Origin of the sequence: Streptomyces sp. PR69, assembly GCF_026420845.1 — a bacterium.
Classification (GTDB): Bacteria; Actinomycetota; Actinomycetes; order Streptomycetales; family Streptomycetaceae; genus Streptomyces.
Genome location: NZ_JAOWCB010000030.1, coordinates 1 through 15,773 on the forward strand (window position 1 = coordinate 1; position 15,773 = coordinate 15,773).

16 protein-coding genes are annotated in these 15,773 nt (G+C 71.5%); 6 read left to right on the top strand and 10 right to left on the bottom strand.

Annotated elements, in window-relative coordinates:
* Window positions 1–63: 63 nt before the first annotated feature.
* Window positions 64–978 carry an SDR family oxidoreductase gene (locus OF819_RS23210; protein WP_267245554.1) on the bottom strand — a complete coding sequence of 305 codons (915 nt, stop codon included), beginning with the start codon at window positions 976–978 and terminating at the stop codon, window positions 64–66.
* A gap of 139 nt (window positions 979–1,117) precedes the next feature.
* Between OF819_RS23210 and OF819_RS23215 the strand changes: the two genes are divergently transcribed.
* On the top strand, window positions 1,118–2,044 hold the full coding sequence (locus OF819_RS23215; RefSeq protein ID WP_267245555.1) for a cyclase family protein: 927 nt from the start codon (window positions 1,118–1,120) through the stop codon (window positions 2,042–2,044).
* Window positions 2,045–2,254: 210 nt separating this feature from the next.
* Here OF819_RS23215 and OF819_RS23220 read toward each other — a convergent pair whose 3' ends face one another.
* From OF819_RS23220 to OF819_RS23235, 4 genes are all read right to left on the bottom strand, one after another.
* Entirely contained in the window at window positions 2,255–2,905 is a 651-nt protein-coding gene (locus OF819_RS23220; RefSeq protein WP_267245556.1) for an ATP-binding protein, read from the bottom strand.
* Between the two features lie 346 nt (window positions 2,906–3,251).
* Window positions 3,252–4,211 (bottom strand): acyl-CoA dehydrogenase, encoded by a 960-nt coding sequence (locus OF819_RS23225; protein WP_267245606.1) that lies wholly within the window; start codon window positions 4,209–4,211, stop codon window positions 3,252–3,254.
* An 8-nt stretch (window positions 4,212–4,219) separates the two neighbouring features.
* Window positions 4,220–5,353, bottom strand: a complete 1,134-nt coding sequence (locus OF819_RS23230; protein ID WP_267245557.1) for an acyl-CoA dehydrogenase family protein — start codon at window positions 5,351–5,353, stop codon at window positions 4,220–4,222.
* A complete protein-coding gene (locus OF819_RS23235) occupies window positions 5,353–6,606 on the bottom strand; it encodes an amidohydrolase family protein (protein ID WP_267245558.1) in 1,254 nt (417 codons plus the stop codon). The genes OF819_RS23230 and OF819_RS23235 overlap by 1 nt, the downstream gene beginning before the upstream one ends.
* 147 nt (window positions 6,607–6,753) lie before the next feature.
* Between OF819_RS23235 and OF819_RS23240 the strand changes: the two genes are divergently transcribed.
* Window positions 6,754–8,259 carry a class I adenylate-forming enzyme family protein gene (locus OF819_RS23240; protein ID WP_267245559.1) on the top strand — a complete coding sequence of 502 codons (1,506 nt, stop codon included), beginning with the start codon at window positions 6,754–6,756 and terminating at the stop codon, window positions 8,257–8,259.
* 52 nt (window positions 8,260–8,311) lie between these two features.
* Here OF819_RS23240 and OF819_RS23245 read toward each other — a convergent pair whose 3' ends face one another.
* Entirely contained in the window at window positions 8,312–8,872 is a 561-nt protein-coding gene (locus OF819_RS23245; RefSeq protein WP_267245560.1) for an EF-hand domain-containing protein, read from the bottom strand.
* Window positions 8,873–8,946: 74 nt separating this feature from the next.
* A complete protein-coding gene (locus OF819_RS23250) occupies window positions 8,947–9,318 on the bottom strand; it encodes an STAS domain-containing protein (RefSeq protein ID WP_267245561.1) in 372 nt (123 codons plus the stop codon).
* A 239-nt stretch (window positions 9,319–9,557) separates the two neighbouring features.
* On the opposite strand from OF819_RS23250, the gene OF819_RS23255 reads away from it, so the two are divergent.
* Together OF819_RS23255 and OF819_RS23260 are read left to right on the top strand one after the other, a co-directional pair.
* Window positions 9,558–10,160 (top strand): sigma factor, encoded by a 603-nt coding sequence (locus OF819_RS23255; protein ID WP_267245562.1) that lies wholly within the window; start codon window positions 9,558–9,560, stop codon window positions 10,158–10,160.
* Window positions 10,157–11,641, top strand: coding sequence for a zf-HC2 domain-containing protein (locus tag OF819_RS23260; RefSeq protein ID WP_267245563.1), 1,485 nt, complete (start codon window positions 10,157–10,159; stop codon window positions 11,639–11,641). Before OF819_RS23255 ends, OF819_RS23260 begins: the two co-directional genes overlap by 4 nt.
* Before the next feature lie 24 nt (window positions 11,642–11,665).
* Here the strand turns inward: OF819_RS23260 and OF819_RS23265 are convergent, their stop codons facing one another.
* Window positions 11,666–12,205: an ABATE domain-containing protein gene (locus OF819_RS23265; RefSeq protein ID WP_267245564.1), complete on the bottom strand. Its 540-nt coding sequence runs from the start codon at window positions 12,203–12,205 to the stop codon at window positions 11,666–11,668.
* Between the two features lie 89 nt (window positions 12,206–12,294).
* Here OF819_RS23265 and OF819_RS23270 point away from each other — a divergent pair, with 89 nt between their 5' ends.
* Window positions 12,295–12,591, top strand: a complete 297-nt coding sequence (locus tag OF819_RS23270; RefSeq protein ID WP_267245565.1) for a hypothetical protein — start codon at window positions 12,295–12,297, stop codon at window positions 12,589–12,591.
* A 143-nt stretch (window positions 12,592–12,734) separates the two neighbouring features.
* Here OF819_RS23270 and purU read toward each other — a convergent pair whose 3' ends face one another.
* Both purU and OF819_RS23280 read right to left on the bottom strand, forming a co-directional pair.
* Complete coding sequence (gene purU / locus OF819_RS23275; RefSeq protein WP_267245566.1) at window positions 12,735–13,586, bottom strand: formyltetrahydrofolate deformylase; 852 nt, start codon at window positions 13,584–13,586, stop codon at window positions 12,735–12,737.
* A gap of 116 nt (window positions 13,587–13,702) precedes the next feature.
* Entirely contained in the window at window positions 13,703–14,149 is a 447-nt protein-coding gene (locus OF819_RS23280; protein WP_267245607.1) for an SCO4402 family protein, read from the bottom strand.
* Window positions 14,150–14,322: 173 nt separating this feature from the next.
* Here OF819_RS23280 and OF819_RS23285 point away from each other — a divergent pair, with 173 nt between their 5' ends.
* Window positions 14,323–15,636, top strand: coding sequence for an ABC transporter substrate-binding protein (locus OF819_RS23285; RefSeq protein ID WP_416370609.1), 1,314 nt, complete (start codon window positions 14,323–14,325; stop codon window positions 15,634–15,636).
* Window positions 15,637–15,773: the final 137 nt, after the last annotated feature.

Here is a 15,773-nt window from a genome sequence, read left to right on the forward strand (position 1 = left end):
GCGGCGAAGAGGCCGGGCGCGGTCGCCCCGACGCAGGCCCGACGCGGCGGGCACACGGCCGTGTCACGCGTTCGGGCGGGCGCCGCTGGCCGCCGCGGCGGAGGACTCGGCGAGGTGCGCGAGCATCGGCATGGGGTCGACGCCGACGCTGTCGGGCAGCACGGCCGCGATGCGCTGCGGGGTCCACGCGGCCCCCTCCGCGTACGCCGCCCGCAGCTCCCTCGGCTGGGCCCAGACCGCGATCTTGGGGCCCGCGACGGTGTAGACCTGGCCCGTGACGCCGGCGTCCCTGGCCTGTTCGGAGAGGAGGTAGACGACGAGCGCGGCGACGTCCTCCGGCTCGCCGATCTCCTTCAGCTCCATCGGCACGTTCGCGGACATCCGGGTCCGTGCGACAGGCGCCACCGCGTTGGCGGTCACCCCGTACTTGTGCAGTCCGAGCGCCGCGCTGCGCACCAGCGAGATGACGCCGCCCTTGGCGGCGGAGTAGTTGGCCTGTGCCACGCTGCCCTGGTGGTTGCCGCTGGTGAAGCCGATCAGCGTGCCCGAACCCTGTCGGCGCATCACCGCGGAGGCGGCGCGGAAGACGGTGAACGTCCCCTTCAGATGGGTGGCGACGACCGGGTCCCACTCGTCCTCGGTCATATTGAACAGCATCCGCTCACGCAGGATGCCGGCCACGCAGACGACTCCGTCGAGCCGCCCGTACTCGGCGAGCGCGATGTCGACGACCCGCTGGCCGCCCGCCATGGTGGAGATGTCGTCGGCCGCGGCGCGGGCCGAGCCGCCCGCGGACTCGATCTCTTTGACTGCGGACTCGGCGACTTCGCTCGTCGGCGCCGCGCCCGCCACGGACACCCCGTAGTCGTTGACGACGACCCGCGCGCCCTCGGCCGCGCAGGCGAGGGCGACGGCGCGGCCGATGCCGCGTCCCGCTCCCGTGACGGCGATGACCTTGCCTGCCAAGAAGTTGCCCACGCCACGGCCCCTTTCCCGGACGCCCTCCGGGACGTCCTGTCGAACGTCCGGGCACCCGGACACACCCTTCCCGCCTTTCTGACGGTCCGTTAGATTCTATGGTCCGTCAGATATGGCAGCACAAGCCCCAGGAGGCCGGATGTCACTGCCGCCCGCGTTCCATGACATCGCCAAGCGCGTTAACAACTGGGGCCGCTGGGGCGAGAGCGATGAGATCGGCACGCTCAACCTGGTCACCGACGCCAAGGTCCGCGCCGCGGCCGGAGCGGTCCGCCGCGGCCGACGGGTGCCGCTCGCGCTGCCCCTGCACCAGGACGGGGTCCAGACCGGGCTGATACCTGGCCGGGTCAACCCCCTGCACACCATGGTCCAGATCAACCAGCAGCTGTTCGGCCCCGGCACGGTCGCCACCAGCGATGACGCCGTGACGATGGGGCTGCAGGCGGCCACCCACTGGGATGCGCTGCCCCATGTCTCCCATTCGGGCCGGATCTACAACGGCCGCCCCGCCGACTCGATCACCCCGCACACCCGCGCCCGCTTCAGCGGGATCGACACGGTGCGCCACGTCGTCTCCCGCGGGGTGCTGCTCGATGTGGCCCGGACGAAGGGGGTGGACCGGCTGCCCGGAGACCATGCCGTCACACCGGAGGATCTGGACGAGGCGGCGGAGTTCGCCGGCGTACGCGTCGAGGCCGGGGACATCGTCCTCGTACGGACGGGGCAGATCCAGCTGGCGCTGAGCGGGGACCGGCATGGCTACGGGCACCCGTCCCCCGGGCTGTCGATCCGTACGCCGGAGTGGTTTCACGCCCGCGATGTCGCGGCCGTCGCCAATGACACCCTCACGTTTGAGATCTTCCCGCCAGAGGTGGCCGATCTCTGGATGCCCGTGCACGCTCTCCATCTGGTCGAGATGGGCATGCTGCAAGGCCAGAACTGGAATCTGGAGGAGTTGTCCACAGCCTGTGCAGAGGAGCGGAGCCATGCCTTTCTGCTCTGCGCGACACCCGAGCCGTTCACCGGCGGGACCGGTGCGCCCGTGGCGCCGGTGGCGGTGCTGTGAGCGGGAGGGACGCTGTTGACGGGCCGGGTGGCGGCGCTTCCACATGCGCGCCCCGAGCACGGCACGTCGTCCGCCACCCGTCCGCCACGGCGTACCGCATCGTCGAGGGCCGGCCCCCACCGCACCCTCGGCGTCCCCTCACAGCGAATCGCCCATCCAAGGGTGATCAGCGTGACACGTCCCGTCAACAGCCCTTTGGGGATCTACCTCTTATGACCGATGGGTAACGGCGCGAGACGGCGCATACGCCCCCACACCGCGCGCCCCCCTGGCCCCGACGGCACCGGAGGTCTCCTCGCCGGCTCCGGACACGGACCTGGCCGAAGCCGCAGAAGGTACCGGAGATGCCGGAGATGCCGACGAGACGGCGGGGGCGGCCGGGACGCCAGGCGCGACCGGGGCGGCAGGGACGCCAGGCACAGCAGGGGCCGCTGTGTCGACCTCGCACCAGATGGACTTGCCCACGCTCTCCAGCCGCCAGCCCCACCGGTCGGCAAGCCCGTCGACCAGTTCGAGCCCGCGGCCGCTGGTGTCCTCGCCGTCGGCGTGCCGCGGCAGCGGCGGGCGGGCGCTCGTGTCGCTGACCTCCACCCGCACCGTGCCTGCGCCGCCCCCCGCGTACCCGGTCCCGGTCCCGGTCCCAGCCGCGCAGCCGCCGAACAGCATCCGCAGCACCGCCGGACAGCCGGTGTGCACAACGGCGTTGGTGACCAGCTCGGAAATCAGCAGAATCAGCGTCTCGGCGAGCGGCTCATCCTCCCCTATCCCGGACCCGGCGAGCCGCGAACGGGCCCACCTCCGGGCCCGGCCCACCTCAGCGGGATCGGGCCCGACCTCCAACTGCACCTGAAGCACCTGCACCGCTCACACCATCCGAACCGGCGGACGCATCGCCTCGCGCCTCGACAAGGGGCTCTCGACGGAGTCACAGAACGTGACTCCCTTGGCTGACAGCATGGTTGACGTACAGTCACCGGAACAAGCGCTTCGGGCATATTCCCGCGCGAAGGAGTACGCGTAGGGCATACTGTGCGACCCCCATTGCCGGGTTGTCGAACACAGCCTCGCACGTCGCGCGCGGGACACTCGCGCAGGAAGCACCGCCACCCGAGGGAGGGTACCCGAGCGCCGCCCGACTCCGGCCTGTGACGGCAGCCTTTCGAGGACACAACCCGGACACAACCTGGTATCGACGTTCGGTGACCGCTCACAGCGCCGAGGCCTGTATCTCCTCCGCCTCGCGCGCGTCGAGCCACATCTGCGCCCGCAACCAGGCGCGCTTGAGGTGCAGATGCACATCCGCCTCCCAGGTGAATCCCATTCCGCCGTGGATCTGCAGACAGTCGCGGGCATTGGCCACGGCGGCCTCGTCAGCCAGCAGCTTCGCCCCGGCGGCCTCGCGGAAGTCCTCGGTCACGGCGGCCGCGTACACGGCCGCCCGCGCCGTCTCCGTTCGCACCAGCATCCCGGCGCACAGATGCTTGACCGCCTGGAAACCTCCGATGGGCCTGCCGAACTGCCGCCGCTGTCCGGCGTACTCCACGGCCATCTCGGTCGTACGGGCGGCCGAGCCGAGCTGTTCCGCCGCGGTCAGCAGCACCGCGTCGCCTGGCGGCCGGCGGCCGGCGGCGCGCCGGGCGGCCCCCGTCCCGCTGGGCAGCCTCCCGCGGGGCAGCCGGTGCAGGGGGGTGAGCGGGTCCGCCGACCGGACCGGAGCGGCCCTGTCCCACACGTCCGCCGCCGCCTCACGCCATCCGTCGTCCCCGTACTCCACCACCCTGTCCGCGCCGTCGAGATACGCGGCCATCCCGGGCGGCTGTCCGGCGCATGCGACCACTTCGCCGTCCGCCGCCGCCCCGTGCGTCACCGCGAGATGGGTGACGGCCAGCGGCCCCGGCAGCAGCGCCTGGCCCGCCTGTTCGAAGAGGAGCACCGCCTCGGGGAGGCCAAGTCCCGCGCCGCCGTCCCCGGCGGGCAGGCGCAGGGCGAACAGCCCCGCCTCGGTGAGCGGCTTCCACATCGCCGCCCGCTCCGGCGCGCCTTTTGAGCCGGTCGCGTCCGCGGCCGCGACCGCCGCACGCAGCGCGTCCCGGTCGAAGATCCGGGCGAGCAGCGTGCGCATGCCGTCCGCAAGCGCCCGCTGATCGTCCGTGAGCCGGAAGTCCACGAGTGCGCTCACCTGTCCTTCGGCAGGCCGAGGAGGCGCTCGGCGATGATGTTCCGCTGGATCTGGGAGGTGCCCGCCGCGATGGTGTACGAGAGTGAGGAGAGCCGGTCGCGCGTCCACTCCCGGTCCAGGTCCAGACAGTTCGCCCCGAGCACCTGCGCGGCCGTGTCGTACAGCTTCTGCCGTGCGTGCGAATAGCGCAGCTTGAACACCGATCCGCCGACGCCCGGCACACCGCCCGTCGTCTGCGCCTCGCTGACGTTCCACTGGATCAGCCGCCACAGCGCCTGGAACTCGGCGTGCAGCCGGCCGAGCGAGCGCCGCAGCCCGGGGTCGTCCCAGCGGCCGTTGGCCCGCGCCTCGCGGGCCAGTTCCCCCAGGGTCCTGCGGCAGGCGACGACCTCGCCGACGAAGGCCGTGCCCCGCTCGAATCCGAGCGTCACCATCGTGACGCGCCAGCCGTCGTTCTCCGCGCCGACACGGTGGGCGACCGGCACCCGCACCTCGTCGAGGAACAGCTCCGCGAACTCCGTGGACCCGGCCAGGGTGCGCAGCGGCCGTACGGTGATCCCCTCGGCGTCCATGGGCAGCGCGAGCCAGCTGATGCCCTGGTGCTTCGGCGCGTCGGGGTCGGTGCGCACCAGCAGTTCGCACCAGTCGGCGACCTCGGCGTGCGAGGTCCAGACCTTGGAGCCGGTGACGATGTAGGCGTCGCCGTCGCGGACGGCGCGGGTGCGCAGGGCGGCGAGGTCGGAGCCGGCGTCCGGTTCGCTGAAGCCCTGGCACCAGACCTCCTCGCCGCGCACGATCGGGCCGAGCCAGCGGGCGCGCTGCTGCGGGGCGCCCTCGACGGCGATGGTGGGGCCGGCGTGCAGCAGTCCGACGAAGTTGGCGCCGACGTAGGGGGCGCCGGCGCGTTCCGTCTCCTCCAGGAAGATCAGCCGCCGGGCCGGGGAGGCGGTCCAGTGGAGCTCGCCGTATCCGGCGTCGTACAGCATGCGCTGCCAGCCGAGGTCGTAGGCGCGGCGGCCCGGCCAGTCGCGGGGGTCGGGCCGGGGCGGCAGCGTGGGCAGCGCGGCGGCGAGCCAGCGCGCCAGCTCCGCGCGGAAGGCCTCGTCCTCCTCCGAGTGAGCCAGATCCATCAGCCGAGGTCCGGGGCCGGGGCGGGGGCGGGGGCGGGGTCCGGACCCGCATCAAGGTCCAAGTCCAGGTCCAGGTCCAGCATGCGGATGGCGTTGCCGCGCATCAGTTTGTGGACGGTCGTGTCGTCGAGCCCGCGCACATGGTCGAGGGCGACCTGCTTGGTGTGCGGGAAGGTGGAGTCGACGTGCGGGTAGTCGGTCTCGAAGGTGGCGTTGTCCCGGCCCACGACGTCGATCGCGTCGATGCCGTGCCTGTCGCGGAAGAAGCAGCAGTAGATCTGCCGGTAGTAGTACGCAGAGGGGGGCTCGGGGATCAGATCGCGCACCCCGCCCCAGGCCCGGTGCTCCTCCCAGACGTCGTCCGCGCGCTCCAGGGCGTATGGGATCCAGCCCATCTGGCCCTCGCTGTAGGCGAGCTTCAGCCGGGGGAACTTCACCAGCACCCCGGAGAACAGGAAGTCGGTCATGGACGCCATGGCGTTGTTGAAGCTGAGGGTGGCCTGCACGGCAGGCGGGGCGTCCGGTGAGGCGGCCGGCATCTGCGAGGAGGAGCCGATGTGCATATTGACCACCGTGCCGGTCTCCTCGCACACCGCGAAGAAGGGGTCCCAGTAGCCGCAGTGAATCGACGGCAGCCCGAGATACGTGGGGATCTCGGAGAAGGTCACCGCCCGCACGCCCCGCGCGGCGTTGCGCCGGATCTCCGCCACCGCCAGGTCGACGTCCCACAGCGGGATCAGACACAGCGGGATCAGCCGCCCCCCGCTGCCCCCGCACCACTCCTCGACCATCCAGTCGTTGTAGGCCCGCACACACGCCAGTGCGACCTCCTTGTCTTTCGCCTCGGCGAAGGTCTGCCCGCAGAAGCGCGGAAAGGTCGGAAAGCACAGCGACGCCTCGACATGGTTCAGATCCATGTCCTTCAGCCGCTCGGCCGGATCCCAGCACCCCGGCCGCATCTCCTCCCTGGTGATCCCCTCCAGGGTCATCTCCTCCCGGGAGAAGCCGACGGCGGCGATGATCCGCTTGTACGGGAAGATCTCGCCCTCGTACTCCCACCAGTCGGTGACCTGGCCCTGTGGATCGGTGGTGAACCGATACCTTCCGCCGATGTACTGAAGCTCCCCGATGCCGGCTGTAAAGGGCTTCGGGCCCCGGTCCCGGTACTTCGCCGGCAGCCAGGTCTCGAAGAGGTGGGCTGGCTCGATCACATGGTCGTCCACGCTGACGATCCGCGGCAGTTCCCGTTCCATCAAGCCTCCCCCTTGGGGCCGAAGCATGTCTGACGGTGCGTCAGATTTCAGGCTAGCCCCGCGCCTCTGGACCGGCAAGGCGTCGGCCTCTACGCTCTGCGCACTGATCTGACACACCGTCAGCCACGCGCGGAGCCAGGAGGAGCCGTGAACGACACCGCACACTCCCTGGGGGCCTCCCGCACCCTCTGGGAGCTGATCGAGCGCCGTGCCGCCCTCACCCCCGACCGCCCGGCGCTCCTCCAGGGCGGCCGGTCGGTCACGTTCGCGGAGTTCACAGAGCGCTGCGAGAGCGTGGCGGCCGGGCTGCACACGGCGTACGGCGTACGGCCGGGGACGGTCGTCGCCTGGCAGCTCCCCACCCGCGTCGAGACCGTGGTGCTGTCCGGCGCGCTCGCCCGGATCGGGGCCGTGCAGTCCCCCGTCATCCCCTTCTACCGGGACCGGGAGACCGGCTTCGCGCTCCGCGCCTCACAGGCGGAGCTGTTCGCCGTGCCGGGCGTCTGGCGCGGCTTCGACCACACGGAGATGGCCCGGCGCCTCGGAGCGCGCCGCGTCCTCAAGGCGTACGACAGCCTCCCCCAGGGCGACCCGGCGGCGCTCCCGCCGCCGCCCGCCGACGGCACCGCGCCGCGCTGGATCTACTGGACCTCCGGCACCACCTCCGACCCCAAGGGCGTGCTGCACACCGACCGCTCGCTGATCGCCGGAGGCGCGTGCCTGGCCCACGCCCTGCGGCTGCGAGACGACGACGTCGGCTCGGTCGCCTTCCCCTTCGCGCACATCGGAGGGGCCGACTATCTGGTGATGCTGCTGCTGTACGGGATTCCGGCGGTGCTCTTCGAGCAGTTCGCGCTGCCCGACGCGCTTGCGGACTACCGCGCCCACGGGGTCACCATCGCGGGCGGCTCCACCGCCTTCTACTCGATGTTCCTCGCCGAGCAGCGCAGCCGGCCCGGCGAGAAGCTCATCCCGACGCTGCGGCTGCTCGCAGGCGGCGGAGCGCCCAAGCCGCCGGAGCTGTACCACGCCGTCATACGGGAGTTGGGCTGCGGACTCGTCCACGGCTACGGCATGACCGAGGTGCCGATGATCACCATGGGCACGCCCGACGACACGGACGAGCACCTCGCCACCACGGAGGGCCGGCCGCCCGCGGGGATGGAGATACGGATCACCGACGGCGAGGTCCGGCTGCGCGGGGAGGCGGTCTGCCGCGGCTATCTCGACCCGGAGCAGACCGCGGCCGCCTTTGACGCCGACGGCTTCTTCAGGACCGGCGACCTGGGCGCGCTCACGCCGTCCGGGCATCTGAAACTCACCGGGCGGCTGAAGGACATCATCATCCGCAAAGGCGAGAACATCTCGGCACAGGAGATCGAAGAGCTGCTCCACGGGCATCCGGCGGTCGGCGAGGCGGCGGTCATCGGACTGCCGGACGCCGACCGCGGCGAGCGGGTGTGCGCGGTCGTCGAACAGCCGGCGGACGCGCCGCCGCTGACGCTGGCCGCCGTGACGGCCTATCTGCGCGGCGCGGGGCTGTCCGTGCACAAGCTTCCGGAACAGCTTGAGGTGGTGGAGGCGCTGCCGCGCAACGACACCCTGCGCAAGGTGCTCAAGTACAAGCTGCGCGAACGCTTCGCAGCGCCATGACCAAACCGGGGCCTCCGCCCCCGCACCCCCGCGCCCACGAGGCTGATCTGTCCTACGGCTCGGGGGTCACGCAGTACGCGGCGAACGCCCTCAGCAGTTCCTCCTCGCCGATCCTGCCGCCCCCGCCCGCCTCCCCGTCCCCCTCCAGCGCCCTCGCCGCCTCCGACGCGACCCCCGGCTCGACGCCGAGCACCCGCAGGACGCGCTCCACGGACGCCGGGGTGACGCCCTGCCCGCCCGGCGCGCCGGAACCGTCGGGGCCGTCGGGGCCGGCCGCCGCGGCGACGGCGATCACGGCGCGCAGAAAGGGCCGGGCGATCTCGGCGAGCCGCTCCGGGTTGTCCCGCAGCCGCTTCACCGCGCCGGTCACGAACTCCTGGCGGCTGACCCGCTGGTCCCCGTCCACATCGGCGATTCCGGCCATGCCCTGCCAGAACGCCTCAGCGCCGCTGTAGAGGGCCTGGCCCCGCTCCGAGCGTGCCGTGACGGAGAACTCGGCGAGCAGCGCCGCTGCGGCCCCGCTGAAGTCCTCACGGTCGATATAGCCGTTGCCGTCCTGATCGAAGGCGGCGAACCGAGACGCGATCTTGCGCTCGTACTCTGCGCTGTCCATGCGGGGAGAGTACGACTCCGAGAGGTGCCGCGTTCAAGTACCGCGCGGAATTCCCCCGTGAGCGCCACCGGCCCTCAGGCCGACAGGGGCTGGGCCTCCTCGTCGGCGGCGGCGCCGGCGTCCGCGTACACCTCGAACAGCCGCCGCACGCCGAGGGCGGCGAGCACGCGGTTCACATGCGAGCCCTCTTCGGCTCCGCGCGCCGGGAGCACCAGCCGCAGCCGTCCGCGGCAGGAGCGCAGCAGCCGCCGTGCGGCGATCAGCACGCCCACGCCGCTGGAGTCGCAGAAGAACACCTCGGAGAGGTCGAGCACCACATCCCTGCGGCCCGAGGCGACGGCATCGTGAACATGCTGGCGGACGGCGGGCGAGGAGGCGATGTCCAGCTCCCCGCGGACGTGCAGCACGGTCCACCCGCCCTGCCGGGCCTCGTCCACTGTGAGCATCGTGCCTGGACCTCTCCTCGTCCTGTACGGACGTAACCGACGCACCGACCGGAAGCCGCCCTTCCTTCGCGGCTGCCCAGCCGCTCTCCCATGAAACACGCTGTCCCCGCCGCGTCCCCCACGGGGGCGCACTTGCCGCAAAGGGGCGTGCGCCGCGAGCCGTGCGCATTACATTCGAAGTGGCGACAGGCACAGGGGAAACAGCCACAGGGGAACAGAGCGCAGAGCTTGGGGGCCGTATGGCGAAGGACACACCGCCGCGCTGGGACCGCAGGATGCAGCAGCGGCTGGCGCGGGGCGAGGCCGCCGCGCTCGGCGAGCTCTACGACCGGTTCGCCTCGCTGGTGCACATGCTGGCCCACCGGGTGCTCGACGACGACGCGGCGGCGGACCAGGTGACCCGCGAGGTGTTCGGCTACATCTGGGAGAACCCGGACGCATACGACCCCAAGCAGGGCTCCATGCGCTCATGGGTGGCGAAGCTCACCAACGGCCAGGCGGTGCACCGGCTGCGGGAGACGGAGACGGCGGCGCTCGCCCGCGGCGAAGGCGAGGGCACGGCCGAGGAGCTGGAGCAGAAGGTGCGCAGGGCGGCGGTCGCGGCACGCGCCGACTACATCGTCACCTCGATGCCCAAGCCGCTGCGCGCCGCACTGGAGCTGGCCTATCGCCAGCGCGCGGACTACCGGCGCGCCGCGCAGCTGCTCGGGGTGACAGAGGACGAGGCGCGGCGGCGGCTCCGGCTCGGCCTGCAGCTGCTGTCGACCGCGCACACCCGTGCCCTGGACGGTTCCCCGCCGCCCGGCTACGGCCCGATGCCCCGATATGGACACTCCCGGTGACCGGGCCGCTCGACGGAGGCCGTGACGACCAGGGAGGCGGCGGAGGCCAGGGGGACGACGCCAGGGACGAGGTGCGCGGCGTGCCGCGGATTCCGTCTCCGCGGGCGGCGGGGGACGATCTCACACTGTCCGTACCGCCGTTCCCGCTGGTGCTGGGCGCGTACGAGGACGAGGAGGCCGAGGAGCCGGACGACCCCGGCGCCGAGGACTGCCCCGCGAACGTGACGGATGTTACGGACGCGGTGAACGAGCCCGGTGAATCCGACGCCCCCGGCGACGCTGACATGACGGACGACGCCGACGCCGGAGACGACGCTGACGACGCCGGCGACGCGGGCGCGGCAGCAGACGGGACGGCCGGAACCGGCGGGGCGGACACCCCCGGGCCCTCGCACAGCGTGCTGAAGTCGCTGCTCGGCGCATGGGCGCTGTCCGCGTGCTCCGCCGAGGAGACCGAGGCCGTCGAGCTCCACCTCGGCGACTGCGCGGCATGCGCGGACGAGGCGCTGCGGCTGCGTGACGCCGTGGGTCTGCTGCACATGGAGCGCGATCTGGACCTCGATCCGCTGCTCCGCTTCCGGGTGCTGGAGAACTGCCTGGGCCGCAGGCCCGCCCGTATCCCGGTGCCCGCGTGGGCCGCTCCGTACGACGCCGAGACGGCCAGGCTCGACGCCCTGCTGCGGGACTTCGGCGACTCGGAGTGGGATGCCGAGGTGCAGCTCAGGTGGTTCGAAGGCGACCGGCAGCTGACGCGGTCCACCAGCGTGGCCCAGGTCCTCGGCCATCTGCTGTCGGTCGACGGGCTGGTGGCGGGCATGCTCGGGCTGGGCGACCCGCTCGGCACGGCCGCTCCGTCGTCGCCCGAGGAGCGCACGGAGCAGTTCTGGAACACCGCCAGGCAGCCGCTGACCCGCGCCGTCCGTCAGCCCTGGCGCGGGCAGAGCCACACCCTGATCCGCACGGTGTCCTTCGCGGGCCGGGGCGTGTCGGAACTGTCCGTCTCCTACGGCGACTTCTCGCTGGCGCTCAAGGACTCCCTGCTGGACCGGGCGTTCGAGTGCTGGATCCACGCGGGCGATATCGCGGACGCGGTGGACTATCCGTACGAGCCGCCCAGCGGCGTCCATCTGAACCTGATGATCGACCTTGCGGCGCGGCTGCTGCCGCATGCGCTGGCCGCGCGACGGCGTGCAGGACTCGCCAGTCCGCCGCACTATCTGATGACGCCGGGCGCTCCCGGCCGTTCACTGCATCTGGAGATCGAGGGCGCGGGCGGCGGCAACTGGCATATCGCTCTGGACTCGCCCGCGGCGAAGGGCTCCGCTGACCACTCCGTCGCGCAAGTGGCCCTTGAAGCGGCGGAATTCTGCCGGCTTGTGGCGGGCCATATCTCTCCGGAAGAGGCGGCAGCGGGTCAGGACGGGGACCGGGAGGCGATCCGCGAAGTGCTGGGCGCGACGGCGTCGCTCAGCCGGCTCTGATCCCCCTGTCCGGGACCCGGAAGGTCAGGCGGGCGGCTGACGGCGGGTGGAGCGGGCGCGGTTGCCGCAGGAGACCGTGCACCAGGACTGGTCCCTGCGGCGGGCCAGGAAGTACATGCCGCAGCTCGGGGCGGGGCAGCGGCGCACCCGCGCGCCCACGCCGCCCGCCGTCAGGGCCAGGGTTTCGCGGGCCAGGACCGCGGCGGGCCCGCCGCCGCACTCCCGCTGTTCCAGCGTGCCGTCCCCGGCGAGCCGGAAGACCACGGGCGCGTCGGCGGCAAGGGCGTTGAGCCGCTCCCGTACGCCGTCCGGCAGTGCGGTCCGCGCGGCGGTCGCCTCCAGCGCGCCGCGCACCAGCGCCCGCAGCCGCTCCAGCTCCGCGAGGGGCAGGGCCGCCAGCGCGCGGTCGGCGGCGCGCTCGCGCCAGCGCCCGGCCAGCTCCCCGTCGGCGAAGAAGTCGACGTCCTCGCGCCCCGGCCCGGCGCCCACGACGACGGTGTTGGCCAGGTCCAGCACCGGCCCCTCGCCGATCCATGGCATTTCGCGCAGCTCACGCATGGTCATGGCACCCAATCTACTGGATTCAGCACAGCAAACCCGTGATACGGTCGACTCACGGATTCAGAAGTCCAAACCCGTGAAAGGTGTCTGCCATGAGCACGACGATCGAGTACGTACGGTTTGACTCCGACGACCCCGAGGGCCTCGCCGCCCACCGCGAGGAGCTGGTCACACTGCTGAAGGAGCGGTACGGGGACGGCTTCCTCGGGGCCCATCTGGCCCGGTTCGACGACGGCAGCGTGCTGGACTTCATCCTCTGGGCGGACGCGGACGTCGCCGCCCGCGCCGCCGAGGAGATGCCGTCCGACGAGCGGGCGCGGGGCTTCTTCAGCAGGGTGGGCGCGGTCCATGAAATGCGGCACGCCCAAGTGCTCCACTCCGCCGCCTAGCCGCTCCAGCCCATCCCCATCCGCGCCGCTGACCGGGTGCGGCGGCCATCTCGTCTTTGACTGGGCGGTGACCAATCGCCACGACGAGACGGCCGCCGTGATCGTCGACTACGTGGTGCTGCCGCGGACCTGACCCGCGGGCGCTACGCGAACACCACCGTACGGCTGCCATTCAGCAGAATCCGGTGCTCGGCGTGCCACTTCACCGCGCGCGCCAGCGCCTGGCACTCCACATCGCGCCCGATCGCCACGAGCTGCTCGGGGGTGACGTCATGGCTGACGCGCTCCACCTCCTGCTCGATGATCGGCCCCTCGTCGAGGTCGGCCGTCACATAGTGCGCGGTGGCGCCGATCAGCTTCACCCCGCGCGCATGCGCCTGGTGGTACGGCTTCGCGCCCTTGAAGCTCGGCAGGAAGGAGTGGTGGATATTGATGATCCGCCCGCTGAGCTGCTTGCACAGATCGTCCGAGAGGACCTGCATATAGCGGGCGAGCACCACCAGTTCGACGTTCTCCGCGCGCACCAGCTCCAGCAGCTCCGCTTCGGCCTGCGGCTTGGTGTCCTTGGTGACCGGGATGTGGTGGAAGGGGATGCCGTACGAGGAGACCAGCTCGGCGAAGTCCGTGTGGTTGGAGACCACGGCCGCGATCTCCACGGGCAGCGCGCCCGTCCGGGAGCGGAAGAGCAGATCGTTGAGGCAGTGACCGAACTTGCTGACCATGAGGATGATCCGCATCCGCTCCTCGGCGAGATGGATCTCCCAGTCCATCTGGAAGGAGTCCCCCACGGCGGCGAAGCTGGCCCGCAGCTTGTCCACGGACACCGGGGCCTCGGCCGAGAAATGGACCCTCATGAAGAACAGACCCGTGTCCCGGTCTCCGAACTGCTGGCTGTCCTCGATATTGCAGCCGGTGATGAAGAGGTAGCTGGAGACGGCGTGCACGATGCCCTGTTTGTCCGGGCATGAGAGCGTCAGGACGTACTGGTCGGTCATTCTTGTAGCCTGCCACATCCGCGGGCCCCGGCCGTAGCCCGTCCGGCAGCCGGACCGCGCCTCCCCGTGTGCGGGCGGCCTCCCCGTGTGCGGGCGGCCAGCCCGTATGCGGGCGATCAGGCGGAGCGGGTGAGTATCCGCAGGACCTCAAGCGAGCGCGGCGGCGCGTCCGGGTCCTCGCCGTCGTTGACGGCCAGCCGTACATGGGCGTCGCGGGCCGCCCGTACCGCCTCCGGCCAGCCATGGTGCTCCAGATAGTCCGAGACCGGGGCGTCCGCGCCGACCTGGTGCATGATCCGCAGCACCCGCAGCACCGCGACATCGACGAGCGCCGCCTCCGCGGAGTCCCTGAATATCGTCCCGACGTACTTCTCCGCGGACCAGTTGTCCAGCCAGGTGTCCTCGACCAGCCGGTAGACGGCGTCGGTCACATCCCCGTACTCCTCGCGGCCGGCCAGCCAGCACTCCTGATGGAAGACGGGGTCGGAAAGCATATGCAGCGCCGAGCGCACATTGCAGCGCCAGCGCCACCACGGCATGTCATTGAGCGGCATGCCGCCCATGGTGGAGGAGCGACGGCCGCGGCGGGAAGGGTTGACAGAACCTGACTGCACATGCCCGATCGTACGTTCCCCCGCCGGGCGGCCCTGCGTCCCCCCGCAATTCACCTTCCGGTCACCCTTCGTTGTGGAGCGCTCACTCCGGCGTTCCCCATGAGAAGGAAATGTGCATGACCATGACCGGTTGGCGTCACTCTTCTTCCTTCTCCCACCACACCTCAGCCCGCATCCGCACAGCGGCAGCCCTGACGGCCGGCGTATCGCTCATCGCCGGCTGCGGCGTACTCCCCGGCGGCTCGGGGGGCTCCAGGGAGCCCGTCAAAGTGATGACCTTCGCACCGGATAAGACCAGATCGACGAATCTGCCCGGAATGCCGGCGATGGCGCAGGCGTACGCCCGCTGGGTCGCGGCGAAGGGCGGCATCGACGGACATGAGCTGCAGGTCATCACCTGCAACGAGCAGAACACCCCCGCCGGTGCGGCCGCCTGTGCGCGCCGCGCGGTCAAGGAAGAGGTGGTCGCCGTCGTCGGCTCGTACAGCCAGCACGGCGATGCGTTCATGGCCCCGCTGGAGGCGGCCGGCATCCCCTTCATCGGCGGCTACGGGATATCCGAGGAGGAGTTCACCAGCTATCTCTCCTACCCCGTCAACGGCGGCCAGGCCGCGCTGATGGCGGGCAACGGGCGACAGCTCGCCGGGGCCTGCGACAAGGTCGCGCTCGTCCGGCCCAACTCGCTCGCGGGCGACGAACTGCCCGTGCTGCTCAACGCCGCCCTCGAAGAGAGCGGCCGCGGCGAGGCCGCGGACATCCTCGCGCCCGACGACGCCACCGAATATGCGGAGCATGCGGAGAAGGCGCGCAAGGCGGCCGCCGAGGCGACGTTCGCGGAGCTGAAGAAGGACGAGAAGCCCGGGTGCGTGGCGGCGGCGCTCGGCGACCGCACCGAGACCTTCCTGGACTCCTTCCGGCGGCTCTCCGACGACGGGCGGCAGGTCAGGATCTCCTCCGTCATGGGCAGCGTCAATCAGCTCCTGATCAACAGCACCGGCGGGCGGAAGGGCCCCTTCGAGGGGGCGTATGTCACCGGCTGGTACCCGGAAGGCAACGACGCGCGCTGGCAGCCCATGCGGGACGTGATCAACGAATACGCCTTCGGCGACAACCGGATCGACCCGGCCGACGCGGGCGTCCAGACCACATGGATCGCCTACACCGTGCTGCGCAAGGCGATCGAATTCCTCAACCGCGACGAGATCACCGCGTCGGACCTCTCCCGCGCCCTCGACGACGGCGTCCGGGTCACGACGGGCGGGCTCACGCCGCCGCTGCGCTGGGAGTACGAGGACATGCTCGGCGCGCCGGGCTATCCGCGGATCGTCAACACGAGCGTGAGCTTCCAGGTGGTGCGCGACGGCCGGCTGACGGCCCAGCAGGACGACTTCGCGGACGTCGCCGACACATTGCTCAACGCGGCCTCCTCGGCGTAGCCCGCTCCCTGCTGGGGCTCCGCCCCGGCCCTTGCGGGCGGGATCGAATTCACCGGCCGAACCGGAGGACGCCCAGCGCGCACCGGAGTTGTGCGCGCCAGGCCCCCCGGCACCTCAGCTGGTGACGCGGAGTTCGA

Excerpts from the sequence above, each read along its gene's own strand:
- OF819_RS23280 (WP_267245607.1), bottom strand. The coding sequence starts at position 14,149 with ATGGGCGGCATGCCGCTCAATGACATGCCGTGGTGGCGCTGGCGCTGC.
- OF819_RS23235 (WP_267245558.1), bottom strand. The coding sequence starts at position 6,606 with ATGGAACGGGAACTGCCGCGGATCGTCAGCGTGGACGACCATGTGATC.
- OF819_RS23270 (WP_267245565.1), top strand. The coding sequence starts at position 12,295 with ATGAGCACGACGATCGAGTACGTACGGTTTGACTCCGACGACCCCGAG.
- OF819_RS23265 (WP_267245564.1), bottom strand. The coding sequence starts at position 12,205 with ATGACCATGCGTGAGCTGCGCGAAATGCCATGGATCGGCGAGGGGCCG.
- OF819_RS23230 (WP_267245557.1), bottom strand. The coding sequence starts at position 5,353 with ATGGATCTGGCTCACTCGGAGGAGGACGAGGCCTTCCGCGCGGAGCTG.
- OF819_RS23245 (WP_267245560.1), bottom strand. The coding sequence starts at position 8,872 with ATGGACAGCGCAGAGTACGAGCGCAAGATCGCGTCTCGGTTCGCCGCC.
- OF819_RS23255 (WP_267245562.1), top strand. The coding sequence starts at position 9,558 with ATGGCGAAGGACACACCGCCGCGCTGGGACCGCAGGATGCAGCAGCGG.
- OF819_RS23250 (WP_267245561.1), bottom strand. The coding sequence starts at position 9,318 with ATGCTCACAGTGGACGAGGCCCGGCAGGGCGGGTGGACCGTGCTGCAC.
- OF819_RS23285 (WP_416370609.1), top strand. The coding sequence starts at position 14,323 with ATGACCGGTTGGCGTCACTCTTCTTCCTTCTCCCACCACACCTCAGCC.
- purU (WP_267245566.1), bottom strand. The coding sequence starts at position 13,586 with ATGACCGACCAGTACGTCCTGACGCTCTCATGCCCGGACAAACAGGGC.
- OF819_RS23215 (WP_267245555.1), top strand. The coding sequence starts at position 1,118 with ATGTCACTGCCGCCCGCGTTCCATGACATCGCCAAGCGCGTTAACAAC.